This is a genomic window from Pseudomaricurvus hydrocarbonicus (assembly GCF_011602365.1).
Lineage (GTDB): Bacteria > Pseudomonadota > Gammaproteobacteria > Pseudomonadales > Cellvibrionaceae > Pseudomaricurvus > Pseudomaricurvus hydrocarbonicus.
The window spans coordinates 24,229-50,250 of sequence record NZ_JAAONZ010000020.1 but is presented as its reverse complement, the minus strand read 5'-3'; the positions used below and the strand labels follow the sequence as shown (position 1 = coordinate 50,250).

Here is a 26,022-nt window from a genome sequence, read left to right as displayed (position 1 = left end):
AAAACAACATGCTTAAACACAACATGCCCCCTGAACCGACGCTGTCGTCTGGGGCTGTGTCCAGACAAACAGCTACTCCGTCAAGGCACCATGACGGGCTTCGTGTTCTTGCAACAATTTGATCAACGATTGGCTGAGACGTTTGGCAACCAAAGGAGTCAACATAATGCGGCTGGAAAGATCAATCGTGACATCATTTTCCTGGCTCAGGTTCCAGGTTTGGTTGGTCCCAAAGAGCAGATCGATTTGATCTTTGGTGCTTTGAATATTCACCACGTTGGCGAAATGCGACACCATCCCTTTGTCATTCCAGACCACCTGGGCCGGCTTAGCTTGCGGGGCTGGTTTACCTTCTGAGGCAGTCTTACCTTCCAGGGCAGTTTCGGGTGAGGCATTATCTTGTTTCATGGCGGCTTCTGTTGACATGCTACTTTCCTTAGTTAACGTTTTTCAAGGGTACGTTGTGCGGGCCCGATCGTGATGATCACAGCCCTTGCAAAGACACCGAATGTAAAAGCGACCCGATTACAGGACCGTCCACTCTTCGCCCACGGCCGTCATTGACGATTGAGATACCAGGTTTAAGGGTGCAGACTCGGCATCGAGCAACCTCTCCAGCGCTGTGCTGACGTCATCCACAATCCAGATTTCATCCGTTTCTTCTTGCGGTGCAACCGATGGTGTTGCGCCGGCCGCAGTCACCATGATGAGTGTTTGTGTTTCGCTACTGTCCAATTCCAAAGTCGAGACCACCAGATCACTGTCGTAATCCGCTCCACCTTGATTCCCCGGGCTACCCGGGACCGCATCGTTAGTATCATTTTCCGGCGGGTTACCCGGTGGCTGTGAATCCAGGCCGTTGCCTACGCCGTTATTCGCCCGACCCAGATTCCGCGTCACGGTGAACGTTGTCTGGGCGGATACCCGATCACCGTCGGCATCAATTGCGACCAGTTCAAAGCTCATATCCATGACCAGCGCGGTCTCGTCGTACGTTTTCTTCTGAGCCACAAAAGTCCAGGAGCCATCCTCGTGCAGCGTTAGGTCGCCGACATAATCCGTACCCACGACCCACTCAATGGTTTCACCAATGGCAAATTCCTGACCATTGACCAGCACCATGATGGTACCGCCAGCATCGGCTCCCATATCCACATTCCAGCTGCCGCTGTGAACTTCACCACCTCTGTCATTGCCAATGTGGTCACTGCTCGATAAGCCGACTACCGGCTGGTCATCCAGCACCGTAACCCCTACCGTTTGTGTGACGGTGTAACCCCAGCCATCCTTGAGAATCAGTGCTACCCCGCTGATCGACAAACTGTCTACGTTGACGAAATCTTCGTGAGACATGGCCCCTAACAAGGTAGCGGTTAATCTCACCACGCCTTCAGACTCGGCCTGAATCAGATTGTCGTAGGTCAGAGTCAGCTGAATCACATCCTCTGTCCCGTCATGGCCAATCAACGCACCCGTGGCATCAATGCGCCAGCTGATCGCCGCCGCATCATCCAATCCATCTATCTGTATGGACGACGTATCGGTATCGAACGCGACCGTCGCCAGCGCAAAAGTGCCGGTCTTAACCGTCAGATCAATAGACGTCTCGTCGATAATCAGGTCTTCATCGACCACAACAACGCCAGTGTCAATCTGGGCAAAGACGACAGCCGGTACCTCAACAGCCAAATCAAACTGTACCGCCGCCGTATCCTGATCACGGTCTATGACCCTGATCTCAACACTTAGATCATACCGCGTCGCCGCGCCGTCAACGGTCCACAAATCCGTCAGGGCGACGAGCTGCCATGTGCCATCAGACGCCACCGTCAATGCACCGATCTGGCGGCCATCGCCATAAAGTGCGATGGGTGAATCCAGAGTATAGTCCACTCCGTCGACACTGACGCCAAATCGTCCCAAACCGTCGGCGCCCGCGTCAAAGGTCCAGGTGCCGCGAATAGTTTCACCTTGCAGTACCTGGGGAATCAGCGCTTCGGCGTCGATGGCCGGCAAGCTGTCATAGACGGTAACCGCAGCACTCTGCTGCAACTCAAAGCCTTCGCTATCGGTCGCCACCAGGCCAATGCCGCTGATCGTCAACACGTCTACGTTGACGTTGTCTTCGTGGGCCAGAGCACCCAGCAGAGTTACTGTCACACTGACGGTGCCACTGCTGAGAGCGGCTATCCGGTCTGCAGTGATCTCCAGCTTGATCACATCGGCGCTACCGTTATTGCCTATCAGGGCGCCATCGATGATCGACCAGGTCATCACGGCATTATCGTCCAGACCCTCAATGACAATGGTGGACAAGTCGCTGTCAAAGGCCACCGCCACCAGATCAAGGCCACCGGCGGTGTAAGTCAACTCCACACTGTTCACATCCGTGCTGGCCGTGTCAGTGACACTCAGGAAGGCGTCTTCGCCGATCGCAGCGATATCAGGCACTTTCGATCCTGACAGGGTCACGGTGGCAAAGGCGCTCGCACTGTCCCGATCGCTGTCGGCCAGCGTCAGCCCGAAGCGGATGTCGTAGTGACGATTAATGTACAGATCCTGCAGCAGGTCGGTGGCGGTGATTTCCCAGACCCCGTTGGACATCACCTTCAGCGTCGCTATCTGCCCCCCCTCTCGGAAGATCGCAATGGCCTCATCCAAACCATAGTCAGCCCCATCAACGGTCACGGTGTAGGCCCCCAGGCCATCGGCACCCACCTCGGCATTCCAGCTGCCACTCAACACCTCATTGGCCAGCCCGTTAACGCCACCCCCCGAGACCGTTAACGTAGGCGAAACATCACCCACAATGACCCGCAGGCTGTTGCTGGTTTGATTGGCGGCGGTATCCGTCGCCACCAGGGTAATGCCCGTGATCGCCAGCGAATCCACATTGACGATGCTCTCATGGCGGAAAGCCCCCATCATGGTAGCCGTCACCCGGACAGTACCGCTGGTATTGGCCACAATAGGATCTGCGACGATGTCGAGTCGAAGAACATCGTCTTCCCCGTTGCTGGCAATCAGGGCCCCGTTAACGAGAGACCAGGTCACACTGGCCGCACTGTCGAGCCCAATCATCTCAATGGCATTCAAGTCTGTGCCGAAGGCAAAGCCGGTAATGTCACTGTCGCCGGCGGTGAATTCCAACTCGATACTGGCCTGATCGCTGGTCAATGTATCCTGCACGATCAGCAGGGCATCCTGATCGATGAGTATCTCGCCACCGTCGGGTAGCGTTTCAAACGTGATCTCGTTCAGCTCGCCCGGCATCAGCACCGCGCCCACCATTTTCAATTCAGCGCGGTTCACACCCAGCGGCACATGTTGTGCCTCACTGACGATGACCTTATCCTCAAACTCGCCAGTCATCGCATTGTAGCCATCAAGGATCAGTACCGGCTGTTCGCTGGACGGACTGACTTCCACAGCGCTGCTGTTAAGCGTTTGGGTGGTCGTGCCAAAATGATCCAGCGCCGCGACCTGGGCTCCGGCATCGCGTTTGCTGCCAAAGAATTGACCCAAGGCGTAGGTATCCGCACCGTCACCGCCGGCAAACACCAGTTCGGTGTGGATAAAACTGTCTACCGCGAAGTAGTCCTCACCACTGCCACCGGAGACCCACAGACGATCGAGGTTGGTGCTGATATTGATGCGTTGCACACTCTCGGGACCACCGCTGGTGGTCGCCTCTGCCAGCGTGCCGTTGATCACGGAAACCATGTTGAAACTGCCGGGGTAACTGGCAACGCCGAGCGTTTCACGCATCAGGAAGATATCGTCACTGTCATCGGCGCCGTGGATCACCACACTATCCACCGCGTCGCTGTCGACGTTGATCACATACTCGTTGGTGGTATCACCGGAACCGTGGGTAAAGACAGTGACGTCATCGACACCCTCACCGCCCACCAGATTGAGTACATCGCGGCCGGTGATGCTGCCGTCGACCTGGCTGGCGATGGGGTCAGCCATAGCCACAAGCTCGGTGACTCGCAGGGCATCGTCACCACCATGACCGTACGCCGTTACCTCACCGGCCAAGGTCGCCCTGAGGAAATGAATGGTATCTGCATCGACACCCGTATGAATAAAGGCACCATTCTCGGTGGAGATGGATCCCTCAACCAGAATCTCAACACCGGCACCCGATGAAGGAATGACTTCGTACTCACCCGTCTGGATATACTCTATATAGCTTCCCCGGAATATTTGTTGAACGGAAACGTTCTCATAAGCCTCAGCAAAACGCTCAAGCCTTTGAGTTGGGTTGTCCTCGATCTCGATATAAGATGGTGGAGTTCCAATAGCGCTTGTCGCATAAAAGCTATCTGTCACTGGCAACCAAACGCTCTGATCCGCTTTAATGCTTAAGGTGTCACCGGCATAGATCCGGCTTCCCTGCATGAGGTGAATATCGTCTATTGCCTCAACAAACACCTGCTGGGCAGCCTCAATAATGCCTACATCGCTGAGTAAAATGACGGAAGAGTTTTCCGCCTCAGGCTCTAAAGCATTGGCAAGTAAATCACCTGCGACATCAATCAAACGCTGGACACTATTAATGCCCTCAACAGATTCACCAAGGAAGTCAAAGAATTTACCATCACCGGTATTATAATAAGCACGTATTTCCCAACCACTGGCATTGAGACGTGACTGGCCAAACTGATCCTCTGAACCCCAATAGGTAACGAGATCGTCATACAGTTTGTTTAGGTGGGCATTTATATAGATCGACGTGTTGAGCGCTGAAACAGACACCGTTCCTGATTCCGATACCGCCGAAGCAATCGTTAATGTGCCACTGTTTTCATTAACGTAAACATCATCTCTGGCGTAGAGCGTCACACTTTTTGGTTCGTTTAAACTGCTGTCTATTGACAGACTTACGTTTTCTGAACCAATACTCCCATTCCTGGCGATCAATTCAATAGAACCACCCACTAAAAAGGCAGTATCGTTAATGAAATTTGAACTTCGGATACTGCCGCTAAGGGCTTCTAAAAAGATATTGCCGCTGGCAGTAGTGTTATCATAATAATTCAGATTGAGAACTATATCTCCATCCACTTCCACCAACGCCACATCACCCGTTGCCGAAAAATTAATGGTACTGCCGTCTATATCGAGAGCGTTATCAAAACGTCCAATCGTGTCGCTGCTTCCCAGGCTGATTTTGTTTTTTGCAATGACGTTAGGCTCATTACTGTTATCAGCATCCAGGATAGAACCACGCCAAGTAATTAAATCGACATTGTCTTCGGTCGACTCGATGCGACCTACCTGAAGATCACCGTCGGTTTCTTCAACAATGACGTAAGAGTCTGAAAGTACATCAACTCGCCCACTGTCTGCAATGTTTGAACGTAAACCGATTTGAATGGCATGTTCGAAATCGTCTATAGAATCTCCCAATATTGAGATGCTGGCTGCGCTAATATCCATGTAGGCATAAGTCGTTGTGTAACCCCCCCCCAGAGTTCCACCACCACTTGATATGGACACTGGAATGTCTGTTTTCCCTTGCCGATAACTGCCACTATAGAGTCCAGACTCCGACTCTATCGGTGCACCATCGTTAGCAAAGCTATAGACTTTGATGGTCCCACCACTAACGCTGGTGGGATTGACCACTTGAGCAGCTTCAATAGTGATATCAACATCTGCCTCCACGCTAAGCTCCGGCAAAACCATATAATACATTTCATCAGCATTGCCGTTGATCACCCATGACTGCAGGGTTAAATCAACTTGATCCAGCGCCTTGATCTCAAATTTGTTTCCTGTGCCGTCGTCAATCAGATCTATGTTCGCAAAAATACTACCTTCTTCCGCAGACAGGTACACGTCCTTGCTGCGCAAAACGGGATTACCAAACAACGAGCTGAATAACACGCTACTGTTGAGTGAGGTAATACTGGTGCTTCCTTTGCGGTTCTCTATCACGCCCGTCACAACAGCGGCACCGCTGCTTAGAATTTCAATGTCAGTGCCTGAATCCTCGAATTCGATACCAAACGCCAGTGCTCGCGAACTGGTGTTTGACTCTTCTCCCTGCACATAAATTGTCACATCTGAGTCATATTCGCCCCACTGTGGATTTCCAAGAACATCAATATTTCCTACATACATTATTTTGTCGGAATGATTAACAATCTGAAGAGGATCCGATGAAGCGCTATAGTAAAAAGTGCCCTCGCTACCACTCACTGAATTTGTCCCTAATCCAGTTGCATAAATCCAAATTTCAGCTAAATCAGTATTTCGTGTGCCTGCGATATCGTTAATGAAAAAGTAATCCTCAGCAATCGTATCACCCACGGTGTAATCACTGATTGTCACGCCATTGGTAGAAATAATTTTGCCGCTGGCGTCCACCTCCAAACCGAAACCAGTATTTCTGGCGAAGATGTGGACATCGGCATCCCAGTTGACGGACGAAGTCGGCGTACGGGTATTATTTTTATGAATGGAACCAATCATTGCCTGAAAAGCGCTGCTGTCAATATTGTTACCAAAATCCTCGGCACGAACTTCCAGGCCCGCAGGGTTACTTGCATCCGCGCCGGCATACACACGGGTACCAGCCTCAGCGGTTATTTTGGAAACTGTAATCACGTCTGACTTCGACCAGCCCTCGCCACCCCCCAAGGCAATAATGTACATAGTGGTGTTGGTATTGAAGCTGTTATCATAATTTAAGGCATTGAGTTTAACCCCATCGCGACCAGTCAGAGACGCCGCACCAGCCAGGGTGATATCTGCCGTAAGGTTACTGGAAATCATGGCCGCCGCGGTACCGCCAGCAAAGAGCCCGCCCATACTCAAGTGCGCCGTAGAATCCAGGTCAATGCCGGTATTTTTCGATTCGATCAAAAGCTCATAGGCTTCCAGACTGGCCTGGTCGACGATCGACACGCCAGTATTGGCGGTAAAGGAAGTTTTGTAGGCACCGCGAGCATTAATTTGCAAACCCGCAACCACGCCGCCGTTAGAGGCGGTGGAAGAATTACTTGCCAGCCCACCGGTAATTGCCTGAATGCTCATACCCGGCAGAGGTTCCCCGTCAAAATCCGTAACCTCGCGGCCGCCCGCCAGTAATTGCGAAGTACCGTCTATAAAAATTTTATTCTGCTCAATATTCACCGTGGTATCGGCGTTGGCAAAGTTCAGGTCCACCAGACCGCCCCCGCGCCCGTTAGCGACGGTGGTCATGTTGGGCGCGGTTTCAGACTTGATGACCATGCTATAACCGGCATCAAGTACCGCATTGGTAATGTGAATCGTCTGGTTTTCGGTGTAATCAAGAAACGACTCGGTGCGCTTGCCACCGCCCAGCACACCGATACCGACGAGCTGGTTATCAATGGAGCCAAAGGTTTTGTTTTCAGAGTCGACTCTGATGGAACCGTCAGCCAGTAGCTCTCCCTCAATGGTAGTATCCAAGGTGACATTGATATCCAGTTGACCGACGCTGGTTCCAGCATTAATCGCACCACCGCTGGTGTTACGCAGTGTCAGGGAAGACTTGCTGTCACCGACATCGTTCAACACCTCGCTGAGGTCAATACCGTCGGCGCCCATCAACTCAATGTTTTTACCGGCCAGATCGCTGAAATCCAGCAAGGCTTGAAATTCACCCCACGACCGCGATAAGTCCAAACCTTCACGGCTGAAGGTGACACTGCCTTCACGGGCAACAAACACCAGCGCTTCACCGCCCCGGGTCAGTGAGAGATTGAGATAGCCATCGTCGCCGACCTTATCAATGACGTAATAGCCGTGACCGTGAATCAAGCCATCCACCCCAACAACCTGATCATTAACGATCTTATGGATGGAGCCCAGATCGAGCAGTGGGTTTATGTCTTCGTCAATACCGTAGAAGCTCGGATTGAATTCGTACCATTCAATGTTTTCCCAGACATTGACTTCATCGCCGACATTATGGGTTCCGTCGGCTACCAGATAATGCAGGGTGAACAGATTCTCATCCACCACCACCACGGAATAGCGACCGGGATTGATCGCGGTTAAACCTCCGGCATTTCCATTGGCAGATTGGTACTCCACAATGTCACCGGTGATGTAACCATGTGCTGGTACATACAGGTTGTTGGAGCCTTCTTCGAATTGGTACTGGGTGATCGTTGTATTGCCATTACCCCGCTCAAAATCGATCTCTACCGCCACCAGTCCCAACATGGAGGCCGACACGGTTTCCACCAAACCGTCTTCGTAGTAGGTAATGTAATCACCCACCTGGAATGCGTTTGAACGAAAACCGCCATCCCATAGGATATCGCCCGGATTTTTATTCACCCCCACCTGATCGAAGTCTGTGTTATTAAGCGTGTCACTGGCATTGTTAATACTGAGTTGCTGCAGTTTGAAGGTAAAGTTATCGATGACGGTTACGCGGTATTGCCCAGACAAACCATCATCCAGCAAGGGTGTGATTCGCTGTTCACCCAGGTTGATTTCCAAGACCCCGGATGCATTGATAAACGGCGTTCCCAGAGACTCAAGCTCAATTCCGACACCAGTGTCCGCATTGAGCTGTGAGGTGGCCAGGCGAATGTGGTTTTCATCAATAACCATCGCGTAATAAGCGCCGGAAGACAAACCCGCTACGGGTACATCGCCGGTATTGATTTCAACCAACATGCCGGTTGTGTAACTGTGGCCGGCAACGCGGATACTGTTATTGAAGGTTGCATCTTGATCAACGCCCGCATCAAATTGCACATCGTTATAGTCAAAGGCTTGCTGCTGAACGTAAGTTGCTGTTGTGGCCGTAGATGCTGACAAATCAATTTCAATACCTGCCAGGGCGTTGTCCAATGAAGATGAAAACTGCAGGTAATCACCGGTAACGATAACGAAGTAAAATGCGTTGTGCGTCAGTCCAGAGATACCCGACTGAGCAGGAACACTGACCCGAACCTGATCACCCGTCTGTAAACTATGTCTTGGGTCGTAGAGACTGTTCGGGGGTATCTCCCGTCCGTCGTTATCCAGGTTGTTGTCATCGAGATGGTTGTCATCGAGATTATAGTCATCCCCCGTGATCCACTGCGGGTGAAAATCCACCACGTTGGAGATGGCAATGCTGCCGTTGCCGACGGAAGTAATATCCACCGGGGTACTATCCAGTGTCTCGAACGTGACCCATTGACCATCGACCGACGCGACCCGATAGCTGTCTTCACCTGAAAGGCCTCCGACACTGTCATCACCGGGTAAATAGCGGACCTGATCGCCAATCGCAAACGTGAAATTTTCCAGCAAAATACTGTTGTCTGTCACATTCACCTGGCTGCTGTCGAACTGGGATTGTGTGAAGTAATACAGCGCGGGCTCAAAGGTTACTTCCAGATCGAAGACCTGGCCCATCAGGGCATCGCCCCGGGTTTGTGCCAACTGGATAAAATCACTGCCCTGGGCAATGACATAAAAGGTTTTTCCGGCCCAGTTACTGCCCACTCCTTCCACACCGGCGAACGTGACCGTGTCGCCGGTCGCCAGGCTGTGTTCGGGAATGTAAAAGCTGTTGCCCGGTTGTCCGCTGTCCTGCGACACCCAGTCAGCGTAGCGAACATCACCGGCACCATAGACAAGGTTTCCAGAGACAGCAATGCTGCCGTCCTGATCGCCCCAGCGAGTCAGGTCAATTGGCCTTTGCACTCCGGAGTAGGTATCTTCAACACTCGCGGCAAACGCGAGGTAATCACTGCCGCGGGTAATGGCGTAGTAGGTTTCGCCATCCACCAGCCCCTTAATGGCCACATCACCGGCGGAATACACAAACGCATCGCCATTTTGCAAACCATGATTGGGGATATAAATGGCATTGGCAGGGACACGAATGGTGCCCTCATTGTCATAATTGATGCTGTTGCCATCAAACACCAAGGCTTGCGGATCGGTAATAGTGGCCACATCACCGGTGACAAAATTGTGAGGCTGCTGCACGGTGATGGTATCCCGGTCAACATCGAAATCCTGCCCCAGGATGACAGTACCGATGGAAACGGTCTCACGATCTATGCGAATCACCGACAGGTTTCGATCCAGATATTCCCCACCCACGGGCTCTGCTATCGGGTCAGCAGAAGGCGTTCCCACCTCATGCAACTGAATCACATCCCCGGTTTGCAGATTTAAAATTTCATACAGCATTTGCACCGCATCAGCCGCCACCGGATCATTTGCAGCGGTTCTCCAGCTGCCGTCACTGTTGCCGTAAACCAGAATTACGGTGTCGGTTGGCTCGCCATTTTCATCCAGTTCATACTCGGGTTCGCCCGTTGCCGGGTCAATCTGGTAACCCAGTAACTGTTCGGTATTCACGTCGCGGCGGTTGATCTTGACCAAGTTATCGTTCAGCAGGTAATCATTATTGACTTCCGTCGACACCAGTACTTCTGCCTGACCGGCTTTGGTGTACACCGCAATCCCGCCACCGGAAGACAAACGGGCGTTGTCGTTTATCGCAACTGTGGTGGTAGGCGTGACGGTCACAATACCGTCGGTGCCACCGGCGGATACGATCCCAACACTGACCGCTTCAACAAACGCATCGCCCTCAATATCGCTCTCGGCTTTAACGGTGATGCTTTGATCGGCGATCATCTCGACAGCGGTGTCCACTGCGGCATCGACGTTCGCCACCACCTCTGTCGTTGCATTGGTTCCACCTACCGCCACACCACCAATCGCCACCGCCAGGGTTTGCGCATTGGCCAGTTTGTCGCCCTTGGCCGCCACGGTGATATCGGTGGCACGAACCCGGCTGTTGCTCTTGATGGTGGCCGAAGTGTAGGAATCGGTGATCAGCGCATTGGCGAACATCAATCCGGTTGCCACGGCGCCGCCAGCGCCGCCTTTGGTGACGATGTCCAGGTTACTCGAACTGTCCGCCTGCACCTCGACTTTACTGTAGGCGGTGACATCGGCGTTCGCACCGATGTAAGCCAGGGTATCGCGCTTGTCCGTCGCGCCTGAATAGCCGACGGACACGGCAATGCCACCGGCGCTGCCGCCGGTGGCCATGGCATTGTTATCGCCACTGCCGCGATCAATGTCGGCAATTTCCAGCAGGCCGATGGCCTGCACCGTGACATTCTCGACCGCTGTGGGTGTGTCAACATTGCCAATGACGGTGCCATCCAGCAGCGCGGCGCTGGTATGACCGTCACTGGACACGATGGTGGCTGCGCCACCCCCGGCCCCAAACGCGGCAGCCGAGATTTGGATGGTTTCGGCGTAGAGCCCAATGTTGGAACTGGCCAGCACCGACACATCGCCGGCCTGGAGAATGGTGCCGCCCAACTCAGCGGTGACTGAGCTGTAGTCCGACAAGGACACCACCGTTGCCGACAGTGCCACGCCAATGGCGCCGGCGCCGGCGAAGCCGGTGAATTCTGCCTGCTCATTGAGCACCGCGTTCACCGACACATCACCGACGGCGTAAATAATGCCGCCAGCGCTGATTCTGGCCAGCACGTCATTGTCCAAAGTCGCCACCCCAACACCCCCAGATGCAGCAACACCACCGATGGCGGCCCCACCCACCACCGCTTCAAACTCGGCGTTCTGGTAAGCCAGAACGGTGACATTGCCACCGGTCGATGTGATCACCGCATTGGCACCGATGAGCGCGCTGGTGCCGGTTGGGATGCTGTTGGTGGTGCTGATATTCGCTGTCGGCGGCGCCTCCACCTGGGTGGTGATGGTGGAAGAGCTGGTATTGAGTTTATCCAGATTGTCATCGCCGCTGCTGCCAGCGCCGGGGCCCAAATTGGATAGAAGTTCGCCGACACCCGAGTTGATGGCATTTTTGGAATCCGTCGAAGGGTCGATGCTGGACGTGGAGTTGTCATTCTCATCCTGACCACTGGGTGCGGTGGTCGCTTCACTCTGCACCTGTTCACCATTGCCGTCGGTGTAGGTGTAACCGCTGCCGCTTTTATCCCCACCGATGTCAAAAATACCCACTGCGACGGCCAGTGCACCGGCGCCACCGGCACCCCCAAAAATCACACCGTGGACATTTTGGTCAGACAACGCCGTCACCGAGACATCGTCCTCGGCACTGACGCTGCCATTGAGGTACGCGGCGGTATCGTTGTTCACGGTCAGCACCCCGACACCGACACCGGCACCAATCAGGCCAATGCCCATGCCGCCGGACACCACATCGACCTCAAGAACATTGTGAGCGCTCACCTCAACGTTCTGTTGATCCAAGGGGGCCGCATCCGCTGAATAGCCTTTTTGATTGATGCGTGCACCGCCGTTAATCCCGGCAATGGTGTCAGAATCCACTTCCAGCACGGCCGCCGAACCGCCCACGGCGACGATGCCAGCGGCGGCACCAAAAGCAACCTGATCCAGGTTTTCGCTGGAAGTGGCCTTCACCGCCAGGCCCTGAATACCGTCGGTACTGTTGTACAGTGCCCTGGCATCAACCTGGGCATTGTCGCCGACCGTGGCGGTGGTGGTTTTCTCCACCACCATCACACCCACCCCCGGACTGACCGCCCCGACGCCCCCGGCCACACCGCCATTGAGGGTATCGATATTGGTGTCATGACTCGCCACGATCAGCACATTGTTATCGGCATCCAGCATCGCGCCCGCCGCCACCGAGGCAGTGGTGGTGGCGTCCAGCGAAATGACCGTGACCGCCGGAGAGACCGCGATGTAACCGCCGGCAATGGACAGCACCAGGGACTGCAAATCCTCCTCGGTGTCCGCCGTAATCACAATATCGTTGTTGGCATAGACATCGGCGTCACCGACGCTGGCGCGGGTATCGGTGGTCAAGGCTTTCACATCGCCCACCAGACTGACGCTGCCACCACCGGACAAAGCGATAGCTGCCAGTACCCCCATATGATCCAGTGCACTGCCGGCGGCAATGGTCACCGATTGATTCTCACTGGCCAGACCGTCGCTATTGAGGTTAATGGTCACACCGTCGGCGACCGTGGCGTAGGTCGTGATATCCGCGACATCTACCCCGGCGACCACCGCGATCCCGGCATTACCGGCGATGGCGATACCGCCGGTGATGGCTTGCAGATCGTCAAGGCTTGTGGCCGTCACCGACACACCGGTGACAACTGCCGTATCCGCCGAGTAATCCCGCGCCAGGTACATACCGGCTTCCGATTGATCCACCTGGGGGATGGACAAATTCAAACTGCCATCGATCACATCGGTGGGGGTACTGACCGAGCCGGACTCGGTATTGATGAAATTGGAGCCTGCACCACTGGCATTGGAACTGACGGTACCAGTGTGGGTGGTGATGCCGGTGAGATTACCCCGGGCCACCACCTCGGCGCCGTCGAGCACCGTGGCCGTTACCGCCTTGGTGACGATGGGGATATCGAAAGTACCAACAATGGCCGCGGTACCGGCCCCGGCCAGGGAAGCACCAATCATATCGATTTCGGTGTCCTGCAGGGCGTCGACCACCACCGAACCTTCGGCCAGCACATCGGCATTCTCACCAATGGAGGCGTGGGTATTCAGACCCAACACATAGACACTGCCGTTTATACCTATCGCTGCGGTGCCCGCACCGGCGATACCCACCGCCACCGACACGATTTGCTCTTTAGCGAAGGCTTCGACCACAATGTTGCCACCGGCTTCTGCCGTCACCCCGATATCGGTCGCGACGTAGGCGCTACCATCGTCAGGATCGCCAAGACTGGCCCGGGTGGTTTTGGTGACACTGGCAATATCAATACTCGCCCCTACCGCCGCAGTGCCGCCCCCGGCGACGTTACCGGCGATGTTATAAAGCTCGGTGTCATCCTTGGCGATGACGTAAATATTGTGACCGGCGTTGATCGACACACCATCGTGCACATGCGCCAGCGTGGTTTCCGTAATAACAGACACCGGCACGGCACCGGCAACACCGGCCGTGCCCCCACCACTGCCCTGAATGGCAACACCCACCAGTTTTTCCCTGGACTCGGCGACCACGCCGACGCCGCGGTAGGTGGTGGTTCCAGCCGCGGTGGTGCGGCTCAAGCCGCTGCCAAGTGCCAGCCCGGTCAAGGCAGCCCCGGTGGCCACTTCAGCGCGCACGTCATCATTGCGCACCAGCAGGAAGGCGCTGGCACCAGCACCGGCTTTGCCACCCACCGCAATACCACCGGAGGCATCCGCCAGCTTCGCGTCACTGCTCGCCGCCACCAAAATGGTATCGCCGGCCTCTAGCACCGCATCAGTGCCAACACTCGCATGGACCGTATCGTTTTGTACCACCACTCCCAGTGAAACCCCGCCGGCAAAATTTCCGCCCGCTGCCGCTAACGCAACGTTCACCGCCGTATGCTCGAACTCATGCCCGGCGATAACCGCCACGTCATCACCCGCAACCAGATGGGCATGACCACCCACGAAGGCGTTTACCGTATCGTTATAAATCGGCACAGAGACCGCCCCGGCGCCCGCCGAACCCCCACCGGACAAGCCCGCATTGAAAATCACATAGACATGGGTCGCATGCAATTGGGCATCTACCCGTACCGAGCCATCGGCATCCAGAACGCTGTATCCACCAATTTCGGCCGCCACCTCACGCCAGTGCACCGACACATCCAGCGAGGCACCGACGGCAAACTTGCTGATGCTGCCCGCGACCCCACCGACGATATTCACCCCCAGATAGTCGTAGCTCGATTGCACCTGAATATCACCACCGTTGTTGGTGGTAACAATCGCGTGACGGTCACTGCTGCCGGCGGCGCGATACATCGCCATACCCTGGCCATTGGTATAAAGCTCGGTGCCGATACCGCTGTAGACATAGGTTTCATTGGTATCCACCAACACCGAGCCCTGTAAGGCCTGATCTTCCGACAGAGCCACCCCGACGACGATATTGATGATGTCGTCATCGGCGTTGGCGCTGACCAGCACCCCGTTCAGGATCAGGGTATCACCGGCATACCCGCTCCCCAGTTGCGCCTTGCCCAGCGTCGTGGTGTCCCCCTGACTGCCGGACAACAAGTTCACCCCGTCCCCCACCGTGGCCGTCACGCGACGCTGGTAAATATCCGAGCTCGACAGGGAAACTCCCACTGCCAGATCACCACCCAGCGCCAGGCCGCCGGTGACCGTGGTCATTTGCACCTGGCCATCGGCAATCACACCGATGTTGTTGTCCGCCTGAATCTGGGAATCACCGCCAATGCGGGCATCCGTATCACCGGTCAACAAGTGTAACGACAGCTGTCCTGCACCGGCGTTTTCCAAACCGATACCGGCGCTGGCGACGACCGACACCACCTGATGCCCATGGTGGGCATAAACGATCACATCGTGACCGACCTCAATATCGGCATCGTTGATCAGGGCCGACACATCGCTGTTGGCGTGGGAGATACCAATCGCCGCCCCCACACCGGTGCCATCCAGGGTAAAGCCCAGGGCGCCGGCCACGCTGACCAACAAGGTATCGGATTCCGCCCCCACCCAGGCATCGTGATCGAGGCGAATGAAACCGCCATTGATCTCGGCATCAATCTGGTTATCCAGCACATGGATGTTGCCCGAGATCCCCACCGCGGTATCGGTCTTGGCACCACCGGCGCCACCGGCCGAGACCACGACCAACAGATCTCGCTGGGCGGCCGCCACAGTCAGGTCATTGCCGTAAACGATTGCGTTTTGCACGCTGGCGTCAACGTCGCGGGTAAACACCGTCACTCCCACCGCGCCAGCAATGGCCAGGTCGGTGCCCTCGGCGGTTAAATCCAGCAAGCCCCCGCCTTCCACCAGAATGGTGTCGGCGTCGAAGTCGGCGCTGATGTCGATCGCGTTGCCCGCGCTGACGGAACTGCCAGAGCCCATAGCCGCATGCACCGACGCCGAAGAAATGACGGCGCTGGCCGCACCGGCGGCGCCGATTTCCTTGCCGTTATCGGTGGAGGTCGCGCTACCGCCGCGGGTGGCGGCACTGCTGTTGTTGTTGATCAGATTGCTGGTACCTGACCACTCATAATCCCACTGAGGTCCACTCGAACCCGATCCGCTGTCGGAGGCAGGGTCTGCCTGCATGGCGCCTGCCAGTTGAGCGCCGACAATCACCTGTTGAGCGGCGGCGGTGACAAACACATCGTGGCCCGCCTGGATGTTCGCCAGGTCCGCGTCGGTCATCGCCGCCGCGTTATCAATCACACTGCCATCCAGATCCATCACCATGGCCTGGGTGGTGGTGTCGATCACATCCACACTGATGGCGGCACCGATGGCCACACCACCGTCGACCCGGGTGCCCGCCAGGCCGACATTGATTTGCAGAAAGTCACTGTCGGCGGTCAGGGAAACATCGTTCCAGGCCGACAGACGGGCCGACTCATCCACCAGGGTTTCGGTGGTGGTGCTGATGACATCCACCGCAACGCTGCCGGCAATGCCGACTTCGCCGCCATCGGAACCCATTTCGTTCAGGTTAACCGCCAAATCCCGTGTGTTACTTGAAATAGCCACACTGCCCGACGAAGAACTGAGCTCGCTGTCACCCAGAACAGTGCTGCGGGCGGTGTTATCAAATACCCGTACGGCCACACTGGCACCCACACCGGCTTTGGCTCCGCTGGTGGATGCGCCGTCGTTACTGCTGGTGCCAAAGCGAGACCAGAAAATATCCCAGACACTGGTCAAACCGGTGACATTGACGCTTTCCGCTTCGGCCTTACTGGCAATCGTCAGATCATCGTCCGCGTCCAAAATCGCCGCACCCTGAATCACCACCTCGGCCTGATTGTGCACTTCAAAAATATTGATGTTGCCGGCCAGGGCGTAGTCGCTTGCCTGCTTGGCGTCGGCCCGGGTGGTGGTTTTTGCCGTACCATCGCCATTCAGGACGGCACGCCCGTTGGCGTCCAGTACCGTCTGTTGATCGCCCTGGGCATTGGAAGCGTATTCGCCGCCGGCACCGGAGTTAATGTAGGTAGTAAACAAGCTGCCTTCCAGACCCGCCAGCCCCCACTTGCGTAACCCCACCGCATCAAAGAGGGTTTTAATCAGGCTTTGCGAGGCGGCCGCAATTTCTTCATTAAACGCCACATTGGCTTCGGCAATGGCATCCGCGTCGCCATTGGCGGCGACAATGGCGAGATCGCGTTTCTTTTCGGCATCGGTAAAAGCAGTGACAAAGGTATCGTCCAGGGTAATTTGGTTGGGCACCTGCGCTTCGGCCGCCAGCGACATGGCGCCACCGGCTTGCAACTGTGCGCCCTCGGCGACAGTGACGTTGGCGGTATTGTCATACCGGGCAAAGGCAATGCCGCCCGCCAGTGCCACTTCGCCACCGGACTCAGCACAGCCACCGGCCCCGACACCGGGGTTTTGTTCGGCGTAACTGCTGATCGTGAGATTGCCATCGGCCACCACACCGCCATTGCCGGTGGCGTCCGGTTTTGTCGAAATGATCACGTCGACCGTGTTGGCACTGACCAGCACCGAAATGGCCGCCGCCATCTCAAACTTGCCAGGGTTTTCATTGGTCAAATCGGAGAGAGCAGTGTTGTTGCGCAGGTTATTTTGGAAATTTTTGACGCTGTCACTAAAACCACCCAACAGCGACGCAGCACCGCCCCCGGACTGGGGCACATCCCGCACCCAGGCCGCCGAGCTGACGGAATTGGTCTCATTCACCGAGCTGGCGCTGATGGTGATATCCCCTTCCTGACCGACGTGGGTAATGACGTCGCCATCAATGGTGACAGTACTGTCCGAATCATTGACGCTGACCGCCACGCCGATCCCAACCCCCATGTTGGCCCCGGGTTGAAACACGGTGGAAGACGCTTCCACCGCATAGTTATTGGTATTGTTGGCGGCAATATCGACACTGCTCGCCAGGATTTTGCCACCGGCAGCCTGATGCACTGAGCTGTCGGTATCGGCAATACCCACGGCCACAGACAGGGAGGGCCCAGGTACGCGGATAAAACCCAAAGGTCCGAGAAAAGACTGGGAGACCAGCGGCGCGGTAAAACTGGAAAAGCCCGTGGGATCCGACTCGGTGGCCGAGCCGGTGATGCCACTGATCACACTCTGGCCGGGATTTTGAATGGAACCGGAGGTCACCGAGACCTTGGATTCCATGGTATTTTCCGCCGTGGCATCCACCGTAACGTGACCCGCGGCATTGATGACAACCCCCTCTTGCAAAGTTACGGAAGCATCCACCACGGAACCGACGACACTGGCACCGGCCACGATACTGGGCGTCGACGCCGCCACCTCCACCTGTACCGTCGACAGAATATTCACATCGCCACTGGCTTGCAGCGATACATTCTGGCCCAAAGTGATGCTACCCGATACGTCACTCCACCAGACTTTGAGGCCAAAGCCGCCGAGCATATCGGTTATCGGGTTGTCCGCCAGGAACGCCAGCACATCGGCTTCGCTGATCGCAGCGTTGTCGGCAGACGCCGCGTAAGCCGCTTCCAATTCTTGCTGGGTAAAACTGAGGGCATCGCCGGCACTGGTTTGCACCACATTGCCATTGGCGTCCATCAGCACCAGTGGCACATTGGCCAGAGCCAAATCATTTTTCACCACCTGCACGATGAGGTTCGGGGCGTCGTCTGCACTCAGGTCAACAGTTTCCGCTGACGTCACATCACTGGTCGACAGGGTAATGAGCGTATCGGTAACCGCCGAGATGGTGTAAGTGCCGTTGTTCAACTCGGCATTCTGCACCACGATCAGGTCACCGGCGGCAAACCCGTCATCGATAAAATTGCCCAGCTGATGGCCTCTAATGGCCGCGTCGCTGACACCGAGCTGACCCTGCAAGACTTCCCCTGTCGCCAGGGTAAGTACTGTGCCGTTGGTCGCGGCTATGGTATAGGTGCCGTTGTTGGCACCGGCGTTGGTAATGGCAATGGTTTGTCCCACCTTGAAGCCATCCCCCAGCCAGGTTCCCGCAGCCCGCACGATGCTGTCGGGGCCACTGTCACTGTGCACAAAATCCAAACCCGGATTGCCCGTTAAGGTCGCATCCGGATTAACGCTTGGCACCTGACGGGCAATGCCGGACAGGCCGCTGCCCTCCACCAGACCAAACACCAACGTATCGGTACCGGACACGCGATCAAACCCATAGCCCGTAACCTGGATGCCGGAGTCGGCTTCTGTTTCCGTGGCAGCGGGCATGGTTGCGCCGTGACTCAGGGCAACGCTCACGGTGGTCGCGGTGACGTCAGTGATGTTATAGGTTTGATGACTGGCATTGTCCGCCAGACTGATTTGAATGTCCTGGCCAATGGCGAAGCCGTCGTCCAGCCAACTGCCCTGGGCACGGGTAATCACGCCGTTACTGGCGAAGGTTAATGCCCCCCAACCGTCAGCCAGCTCAGCGACTTTGGCGTCATCCAGCGCCAGCTGGATCAAGGCCTGGGTATCAATGCCCAGGAACATCTGCCGTTCATTGTTGCTGTTGACCAGCAGATCGATATTGCCCGCATTGATGCTGACATTATCACCCACCACCAGAGTGCCTTTGACGATTGGCGCGCTGATAAACTCCTGGATGGTGGAGGCGTTCTGCACAGTATTGGCATTGACCGTGATCGATAAATCCCCGCCGAGATTAATGACGGCATTGTCAGCAATGGTGACCGACGAGCCGTCCCAATCCAGCTGTCCGGGCTCGGCCTCGTTTAAGGCCGACAGAGTATCGATGGTGAGGTTACCGGCCAGGCCGCTGATATCACCCAGGGTGAGATTGGCCGTTTCCTGAATAAGAAGGTTGCCGTCAAACGCGTTGTCACTGGTCAGCGTCGAGGTAAAGGAATCGTTGCCCGTCGACAAGCCCAGCACAATGGTCTGCACATCTCCGGTGAATATATGGGTTTCAAAGGTACCGTTGTCGCTTCTGAGCTGGAAACTGCCGTTGTTGGTTTCTTCCAAAACCACGGCATCGTCACCGCTGGTGCCCAGCAGCACAAATTGCAACGCATTCTGGATGGTGACCGGCTCCAGTCCGGCATAAGTGATTAACTTGCCATCCAGGTCAATCACCCCAGAGGCAGCATCAAAGACAGTGGAAGTGACCGACGCGTAAGAGCCCTCTATCTCCAGCACATCGTAGCCGGCATCGCCGCCGTCCACCGCCCCCGTAAGGGCTCCGTCGACCCCGAGAATAAAGGTGTCCTGATTATTGGCGCTTCCGGTCAGCGTCTCGATACTGTCGAAGTCAATGTTGAGCGGGCCGGAGACCCTGCCGGCGTTGTCGCCATTAATCTCCCACACCGTGTCCGACAGCGCCTCGACCACCAGCTGATCGTTGCCGCCGCCGCCCAAGAGCGTGATGGCTGGAAGGCTGTGATCGGCAAATGACAGGGTATCAACCGTGATACGGTCATCACCACCAGACAAATCGAGCGTCAGCGAGCTCAGAGTATTGACGTTCGCTCGGCCCAGAATCTCATTGCCATTGGACAGATCCACCACTTCCAGGCGGGTCACGCTGGTTGATCCGCTCGCCGTGGTTTTCTGGTCTTCAATCATCCGCACCAGCAAATCATGGTCCCGGTCTGCATCAACAGCGACCAGCAAATCCACACCGGGAAGGTCGGCGTTCAACAGCAATCGCGTTTCCAGCGTCTCAAAAAACAAGGCCTTGTTTTTGAGCGTTGCACCCGATTGCGAGGCGGCCAATCCCGCGCCGAGTGCTCCAATGCGTTGATTAATGCTGGTGATAATCGCTGGCAATTTGCGCTGACTGAAACGCTTTATTTTCGACGTGATTGAAGTACCCATTTTTCACCCTTATCCGTGGTAACTGAGGACATCGATGAACAACGACTCATGCGTAGCCATTTATCAACGTCAGGTATGTCAGGCTGCATGACACTATCGTCGGACACCGTCCTTTATCAACTCAGGCACTTCGCAGCTATACATCGATAGCAGTATTGAAAAGAAACTCACCTCACAGCCGTTTCGGGCATTGGGCGAGTGATCAATCGAAATTTTTACATAACCTGCTTACATCATCGGCTTGGCGTGGCCGAAATCCCTTCAGGTGCCTGTCTGGTCTGAGGGAACCTTTAGATAATTGCGCTGTGTAAATGGATGACAGCAAAGAAATACGTGACAAGCAATTAGCGTTCCCGCAAATGGAACTGCCTGTTTTGTAAGTATTTATTTTTAAAAAGTGTCAGTGTTTGACCAAGAAAAACATCAGAAAGGCATGTATTGTAAAAAAAATTGACAATTATTTGACGCAAAATTCAACTATTAAGCGTATGTCAGCCTCACTCCACACACGTTCAGGACTGTCCATTTGGGGTCTGGTAACCTGGTCATTTTAGACAAATGATATTCGCCAATGAGGATGTTGGATGGTGTTATGCAGCGACTTCAGAAATGAGGGTACAAATGAAAGCCATCACCGCGCCTTACTTAAGGGCTTTTTATTTGAAAATCTTTTGCCACACACTCCCTGTGGAGGGGATCAAAATCCGCAAAAATGCCAACCTGTTTACCCAGTGAAGCGGGCGCAAGATACAGCGCCCCAATATAATCGGGCTTCACCAGAATACTGTCGCCGGGTGAATTTTTACAATCCAGAGGTTTGCCCGTATTCAAACGAACATGTATGCCCAAATCACTCCCGCTCAGAGACACTACTTTGCCCTGTATATAGCGATCGTCCGCCGAGCCTGCCGCTGACACCAGCAAGAAAAACAAGCCTAAATATCGTGCCATAGTAACGCTCTCCATACAGGGACACCTAACTATAGTCGGTCTCGGCAATCTCACCGGTGGCCAGCCAGTGTGCACACGCGCGGCCAAGTTCCGCTTCCGCACGCTGCTCGTATCTGGCTACATCTTCCGCTGAGAGAAGTTCCCGCCAGCGGCCATTTGTGCCTTTATGAATAAAGGTTTCAGCACCGCCGTCCCAAAAAGCACCGCCCAAGGGAACGCTTTTGGTCGCATTGGCTTTCATATAATCGAAACTGCAGTGGTGCAACAGTTCCCCATACCGGGACTCGTCTATGGGGGTTTCAATAAACTCGGCTATGCGGCGCACTTCACCCGGTAAATCTGCCTTTAACGCAGAAAAGTGAACGAAATGCACATTCGGCAAGTCTCGAATGGCCCACCAGCTACGAGCGTTTTCCCAAAGAGACCAAAACGGGAAGCCATCTTTTTCAAGCCAGTCATTGAAATACTGCACGACCGAAGACGGTGGAGGTTCGATTGCCGGGCCGACCCTGCCCGGCGTATCGTTTAACGCTTGGTACCAAGACTTATTCGCGTTTAAATGATGGTTATATAAGCTCCAGCACACATCACGACCATCCCGGCCGATGTAGATGTATTTTGCTTTTTCGGAAAAGACCAACGCATCCACAGGCAGATGCGTTTTTAAAAACCGTCGATGTGACTGTGCCTCAATCGCAGGCAGTTTTATGGCTTTGGGAGGTACCCGAAGGTCAACCCAGGGCGACATTTCCGCAACCTCCAACCCCTCGGCACCGTTAAACAACAACTGGGCAATGATTTGTTGCATCCAGGTGGTGCCCGACTTGGCATAAGTCGAAATGATGATATCGTCGTCTCGAAACGTAAAATCGTTCCAGATCGTGGAGTCGATATGATGATTATGGAGCTCTCTGGTTTTCATCGGACAATTCGTGCTGTTCAAAAGCAGTCGCCTCCTTTATGGCGTGCAAAGGTCAATCAGGCCGCCACAGCAAAATGGTGAGTATTTCGTGGTACCGTCTAAATGGTTCAGCTGCCTGGAATGCAGACACCCGCAACACCAAATTTCGTTAACCGCAATTTTTGTCAAAGTAAATAGAGCCACCAATATTCTTTTTCGCCCAGCGATAATCCTCACAACTTAGGCCTGCATTGCCTTCAAGTTGTAACGAAACGATCTTATCCAATCCACCCAGTGCCGTTAAGCTGGTGATTTGATTACCGACCAATTGAATATATTGAAGGTCGCTTAATCCACTTAAAGGTTCTAAATCTTCAACCCTGTTGTTGGCCAGGTTTAAACTTTTGATGTTCACAGAATGAGTTAACGGTTTAATGTCTGAAACCTGATTTTTTACCAGAGAAACGTCTTCGAGGCTCAGCAACTCACTGAGTGGAGAGATGTCGACAATGTCGTTACTGAACAGGCCAATACGCTTAACGCTCTTGATGCGAGTCATTGGCGACAAATCAGCTATCGCGCAGAAGGTACAATTAAATTCAATCAGAGCTGGCAGTTGCGGTAGCGTCTCGAGATTTATATGTTTATTAAAAGAGACATTGAGCTTTTCCAAGCGCTGCATGTCAGTCAGGAACGATAAATCGGTAATGTTGTTTGCCGCAACATACAGCTCCTGCAATTCTATCAGCGTTGACAGCTCAGAGAGTTCGCTGAGCTTGGGTTTAAACTGCGATAAGGTTAATTTTTTCAACTTTGACAGCTTGCCTATCGCACTCAGATCATTAAATTCAGCCTCGCTCACGGATAACTCTTCAAGCAACGTCAAATTTGTCACGGGCTGTATATCGGCTATAGGATTTTTGAGTAATTCCAGAGATTTCAGTTCTCCGTAGTGCTCAATCCCGGCCAGGCTTTTAATCCCTCTGTCATTGCATTTCAAGTGAGTAATCACGTTTTGATCGGACGCGGTATTGTCTCGCATCGCATCTGTTATGCACTGAAGAAGTGCTGTGTCCTCAATGTTTGGGGGAAATAAACGATCCACTGCCCCCACAATCGTCTCGCTATAAATGATAACCAGTGAAGCGATGATACCTATCAAACCGAATGTGGCTATTGAGCGTCTGGAAAAAATCATTCAGGCTAACCTTCCTTGATTGTTTTTAATGTTCTACAAAAACGTCGAAACCCAGTCCCCTTTTGCTCACACTTTATGGTGAGCAGCGATTTTACTCGTAAATTCAGCTGGTGATCTATAGCCAGGGCCGGAATCCGGGCAGCGCGAATAAAAGGGCGCTACTTTGTCAGCAATCGCACTGGTATTAAAAGCAACGGCACCGGCATTAAAAGCCATACTGACAGCAGCTATACCTGTTACTTCAAGATACCTTACTTTGGCATGAATTCAACGTCTTGCGGTAACTGCGCCTTGGCCTTGGCTCCGTAAGGACTTCAATTACTCCGCTGTTATGGCAAGCAGGCTGACAGGAGTGCCAGACCGATAGCAGTCGCTGTCCCCGTAACGGCTCAGGTTTATTGTATTTCCCCAATGCTTGCGTCAGGTCTCCTATAATGAGATCAGATTGCCGCTGGAGCATCATGATTGCGACGCCCGATTCCCGACACCATTCAAGATTTTCTATCCGACCACGAGCGGGGCCTCTGCGACACAGAGGTTAGCGCACGACGTGCGTCTTTTGGTCGTAACGATATCCTCGAAAAAGCTCCGGGCGGTGGCTGGCAACTGCTCGCCGATACCGCGCGCGACCCGATGCTCTGGTTTCTGCTCATCACCAGTCTTCTGTTTGCTTTTCTCAAAGACATCGACGAAGCCGTGATCCTGCTGATCGCCGTCTTGCCACTGGTGGGCATGGATTTCTACCTCCACCACCGCACCGCGGCCTCCACCGCCGGACTGCGTTCTCGGCTCGCCAGTAATGCGCAGGTGATTCGGGCCGGCAAACAACAGACGTTGCCAGCCCATGAGTTGGTGCCCGGTGATCTGGTGCTGGTAACACAGGGTGATGCCTTTCCCGCCGACGGTATCCTCTTGCTCACCGACCAGCTACAGGTGGACGAATCGGCACTGACCGGCGAAGCCTGGCCGGTTCACAAGCATGCCATCGACAGCACCGTACTCACCGAACAGGCCACAGCCCTGCAGGGCCAGTACTGGGGCATGGCAGGCACACGGGTACTGACCGGTTCGGCGTGCCTGTGTATTGCCCACACCGGGCAGCAAAAGGGCTGGCGCGCATCAAAAGGACTGATCGACCTCGTCATACGGTTAAACACCAAGACAAACATCCAGGCAGGGCAAGGGCAACATCGGTACCAGTAGGCACCGTGCGAGCCCGCGGCCAACAATGACAACTCCAATTCTGCAAAGCATCGATTCGGTAATCGCTGAATAAAGAACAGAGCACTGAGTAATAGATCAGGAGGTAGTACTGGGAACATTTCCGCCTGTGCCTCTGGAACTTTTTTGCAAAAAAATAGCACCTTCCTGACATTTAAAGTTCATTTATCTTATTTTCAACTGAGGCTTGTTGTTTTGATCCGGGCATATGTTATACCTACAGGGGCTGTAGAGCTTAAGGATGTATTCAAACACGGAAATCATAAGGAGAGTGTTATGTTGAAAGCAGGAGGTTGTATTATCGGATTGATGGCGTTGGCTGCAGCTCCGGGTGTCTATGCGGATGAAAATCTGCTGAACTGGAGCTATATACGAGCAGGTGGCTTCGTTCAAAAAGTTGACGTTGTGGATATAGAGGCAAGTGGTTTTGGTATAGAGTGGTCACATGAATTCACCAGCGGTTTTTTAATGCAAATATCGTATCTGGACGGCGAGGTCGACGAAGTTTTTGATATGGATGTCGACGATATAGACATTTCACAAAAATCGATTTTTATCGGCGCGGTGTCGGCTCCGAGCGTTAAATACCGTATGCTGGCAGGTATAGGTTACGACCGAGAAACACTCGATACGCCAGTGGGTAAAGTTGAAAGCGGCGTGTATCGATTGACCACCGGTGGTCGGGTTTTAGTCGCGCCTCGTTTTGAATTAAATGCTACCGGCAGCCTCATCTGGCTGGAAGATGCCAGCGACACCGATGACAGCAGCGATTTTTCCCTAGGCGTAGGTGCGCGCTTTCATTTCACCAACCACTTGTCTCTGGGCGCCAGTTTTTCGCGAGTTTTTGACCTGGAATCCGACGTAATTCAGGCCAGCCTCAGCTGGCAGTACTGATATCACGTTTTCATCAACAGATGGGCTGGTAACTGTGATCTTG

The 26,022-nt window shown here is 54.3% G+C and carries 7 protein-coding genes; 2 read left to right on the top strand and 5 right to left on the bottom strand.

All coding sequences use genetic code 11. From position 1 onward, the window contains the following. Positions 1-72: 72 nt before the first annotated feature. The 5 genes from G8770_RS19830 to G8770_RS19810 all read right to left on the bottom strand — a co-directional run bounded on the left by G8770_RS19830 (position 73) and on the right by G8770_RS19810 (position 23,864). Entirely contained in the window at positions 73-426 is a 354-nt protein-coding gene (locus G8770_RS19830) for a DUF3467 domain-containing protein (protein WP_208022399.1), read from the bottom strand. A 99-nt stretch (positions 427-525) separates the two neighbouring features. Next, positions 526-20,814, bottom strand: coding sequence for a hypothetical protein (locus G8770_RS19825; protein ID WP_167191185.1), 20,289 nt, complete (start codon positions 20,812-20,814; stop codon positions 526-528). Between the two features lie 645 nt (positions 20,815-21,459). Next, complete coding sequence (locus G8770_RS19820) at positions 21,460-21,765, bottom strand: hypothetical protein (RefSeq protein ID WP_167191183.1); 306 nt, start codon at positions 21,763-21,765, stop codon at positions 21,460-21,462. Between the two features lie 25 nt (positions 21,766-21,790). Then, positions 21,791-22,687: a sulfotransferase domain-containing protein gene (locus G8770_RS19815; protein WP_167191181.1), complete on the bottom strand. Its 897-nt coding sequence runs from the start codon at positions 22,685-22,687 to the stop codon at positions 21,791-21,793. A gap of 148 nt (positions 22,688-22,835) precedes the next feature. Continuing rightward, complete coding sequence (locus tag G8770_RS19810; RefSeq protein ID WP_167191179.1) at positions 22,836-23,864, bottom strand: leucine-rich repeat domain-containing protein; 1,029 nt, start codon at positions 23,862-23,864, stop codon at positions 22,836-22,838. A 465-nt stretch (positions 23,865-24,329) separates the two neighbouring features. Here G8770_RS19810 and G8770_RS19805 point away from each other — a divergent pair, with 465 nt between their 5' ends. Together G8770_RS19805 and G8770_RS19800 are read left to right on the top strand one after the other, a co-directional pair. After that, positions 24,330-25,067, top strand: coding sequence for a P-type ATPase actuator domain-containing protein (locus G8770_RS19805; RefSeq protein WP_167191177.1), 738 nt, complete (start codon positions 24,330-24,332; stop codon positions 25,065-25,067). A 144-nt stretch (positions 25,068-25,211) separates the two neighbouring features. Continuing rightward, positions 25,212-25,979 carry an outer membrane beta-barrel protein gene (locus G8770_RS19800; RefSeq protein WP_167191175.1) on the top strand — a complete coding sequence of 256 codons (768 nt, stop codon included), beginning with the start codon at positions 25,212-25,214 and terminating at the stop codon, positions 25,977-25,979. Positions 25,980-26,022: the final 43 nt, after the last annotated feature.

Bases quoted from the DNA above. Each gene is read 5' to 3' on its own strand.
- G8770_RS19830 (WP_208022399.1), bottom strand. From the start codon at position 426: ATGTCAACAGAAGCCGCCATGAAACAAGATAATGCCTCACCCGAAACT.
- G8770_RS19825 (WP_167191185.1), bottom strand. From the start codon at position 20,814: ATGGGTACTTCAATCACGTCGAAAATAAAGCGTTTCAGTCAGCGCAAA.
- G8770_RS19820 (WP_167191183.1), bottom strand. From the start codon at position 21,765: ATGGCACGATATTTAGGCTTGTTTTTCTTGCTGGTGTCAGCGGCAGGC.
- G8770_RS19810 (WP_167191179.1), bottom strand. From the start codon at position 23,864: ATGATTTTTTCCAGACGCTCAATAGCCACATTCGGTTTGATAGGTATC.
- G8770_RS19815 (WP_167191181.1), bottom strand. From the start codon at position 22,687: ATGAAAACCAGAGAGCTCCATAATCATCATATCGACTCCACGATCTGG.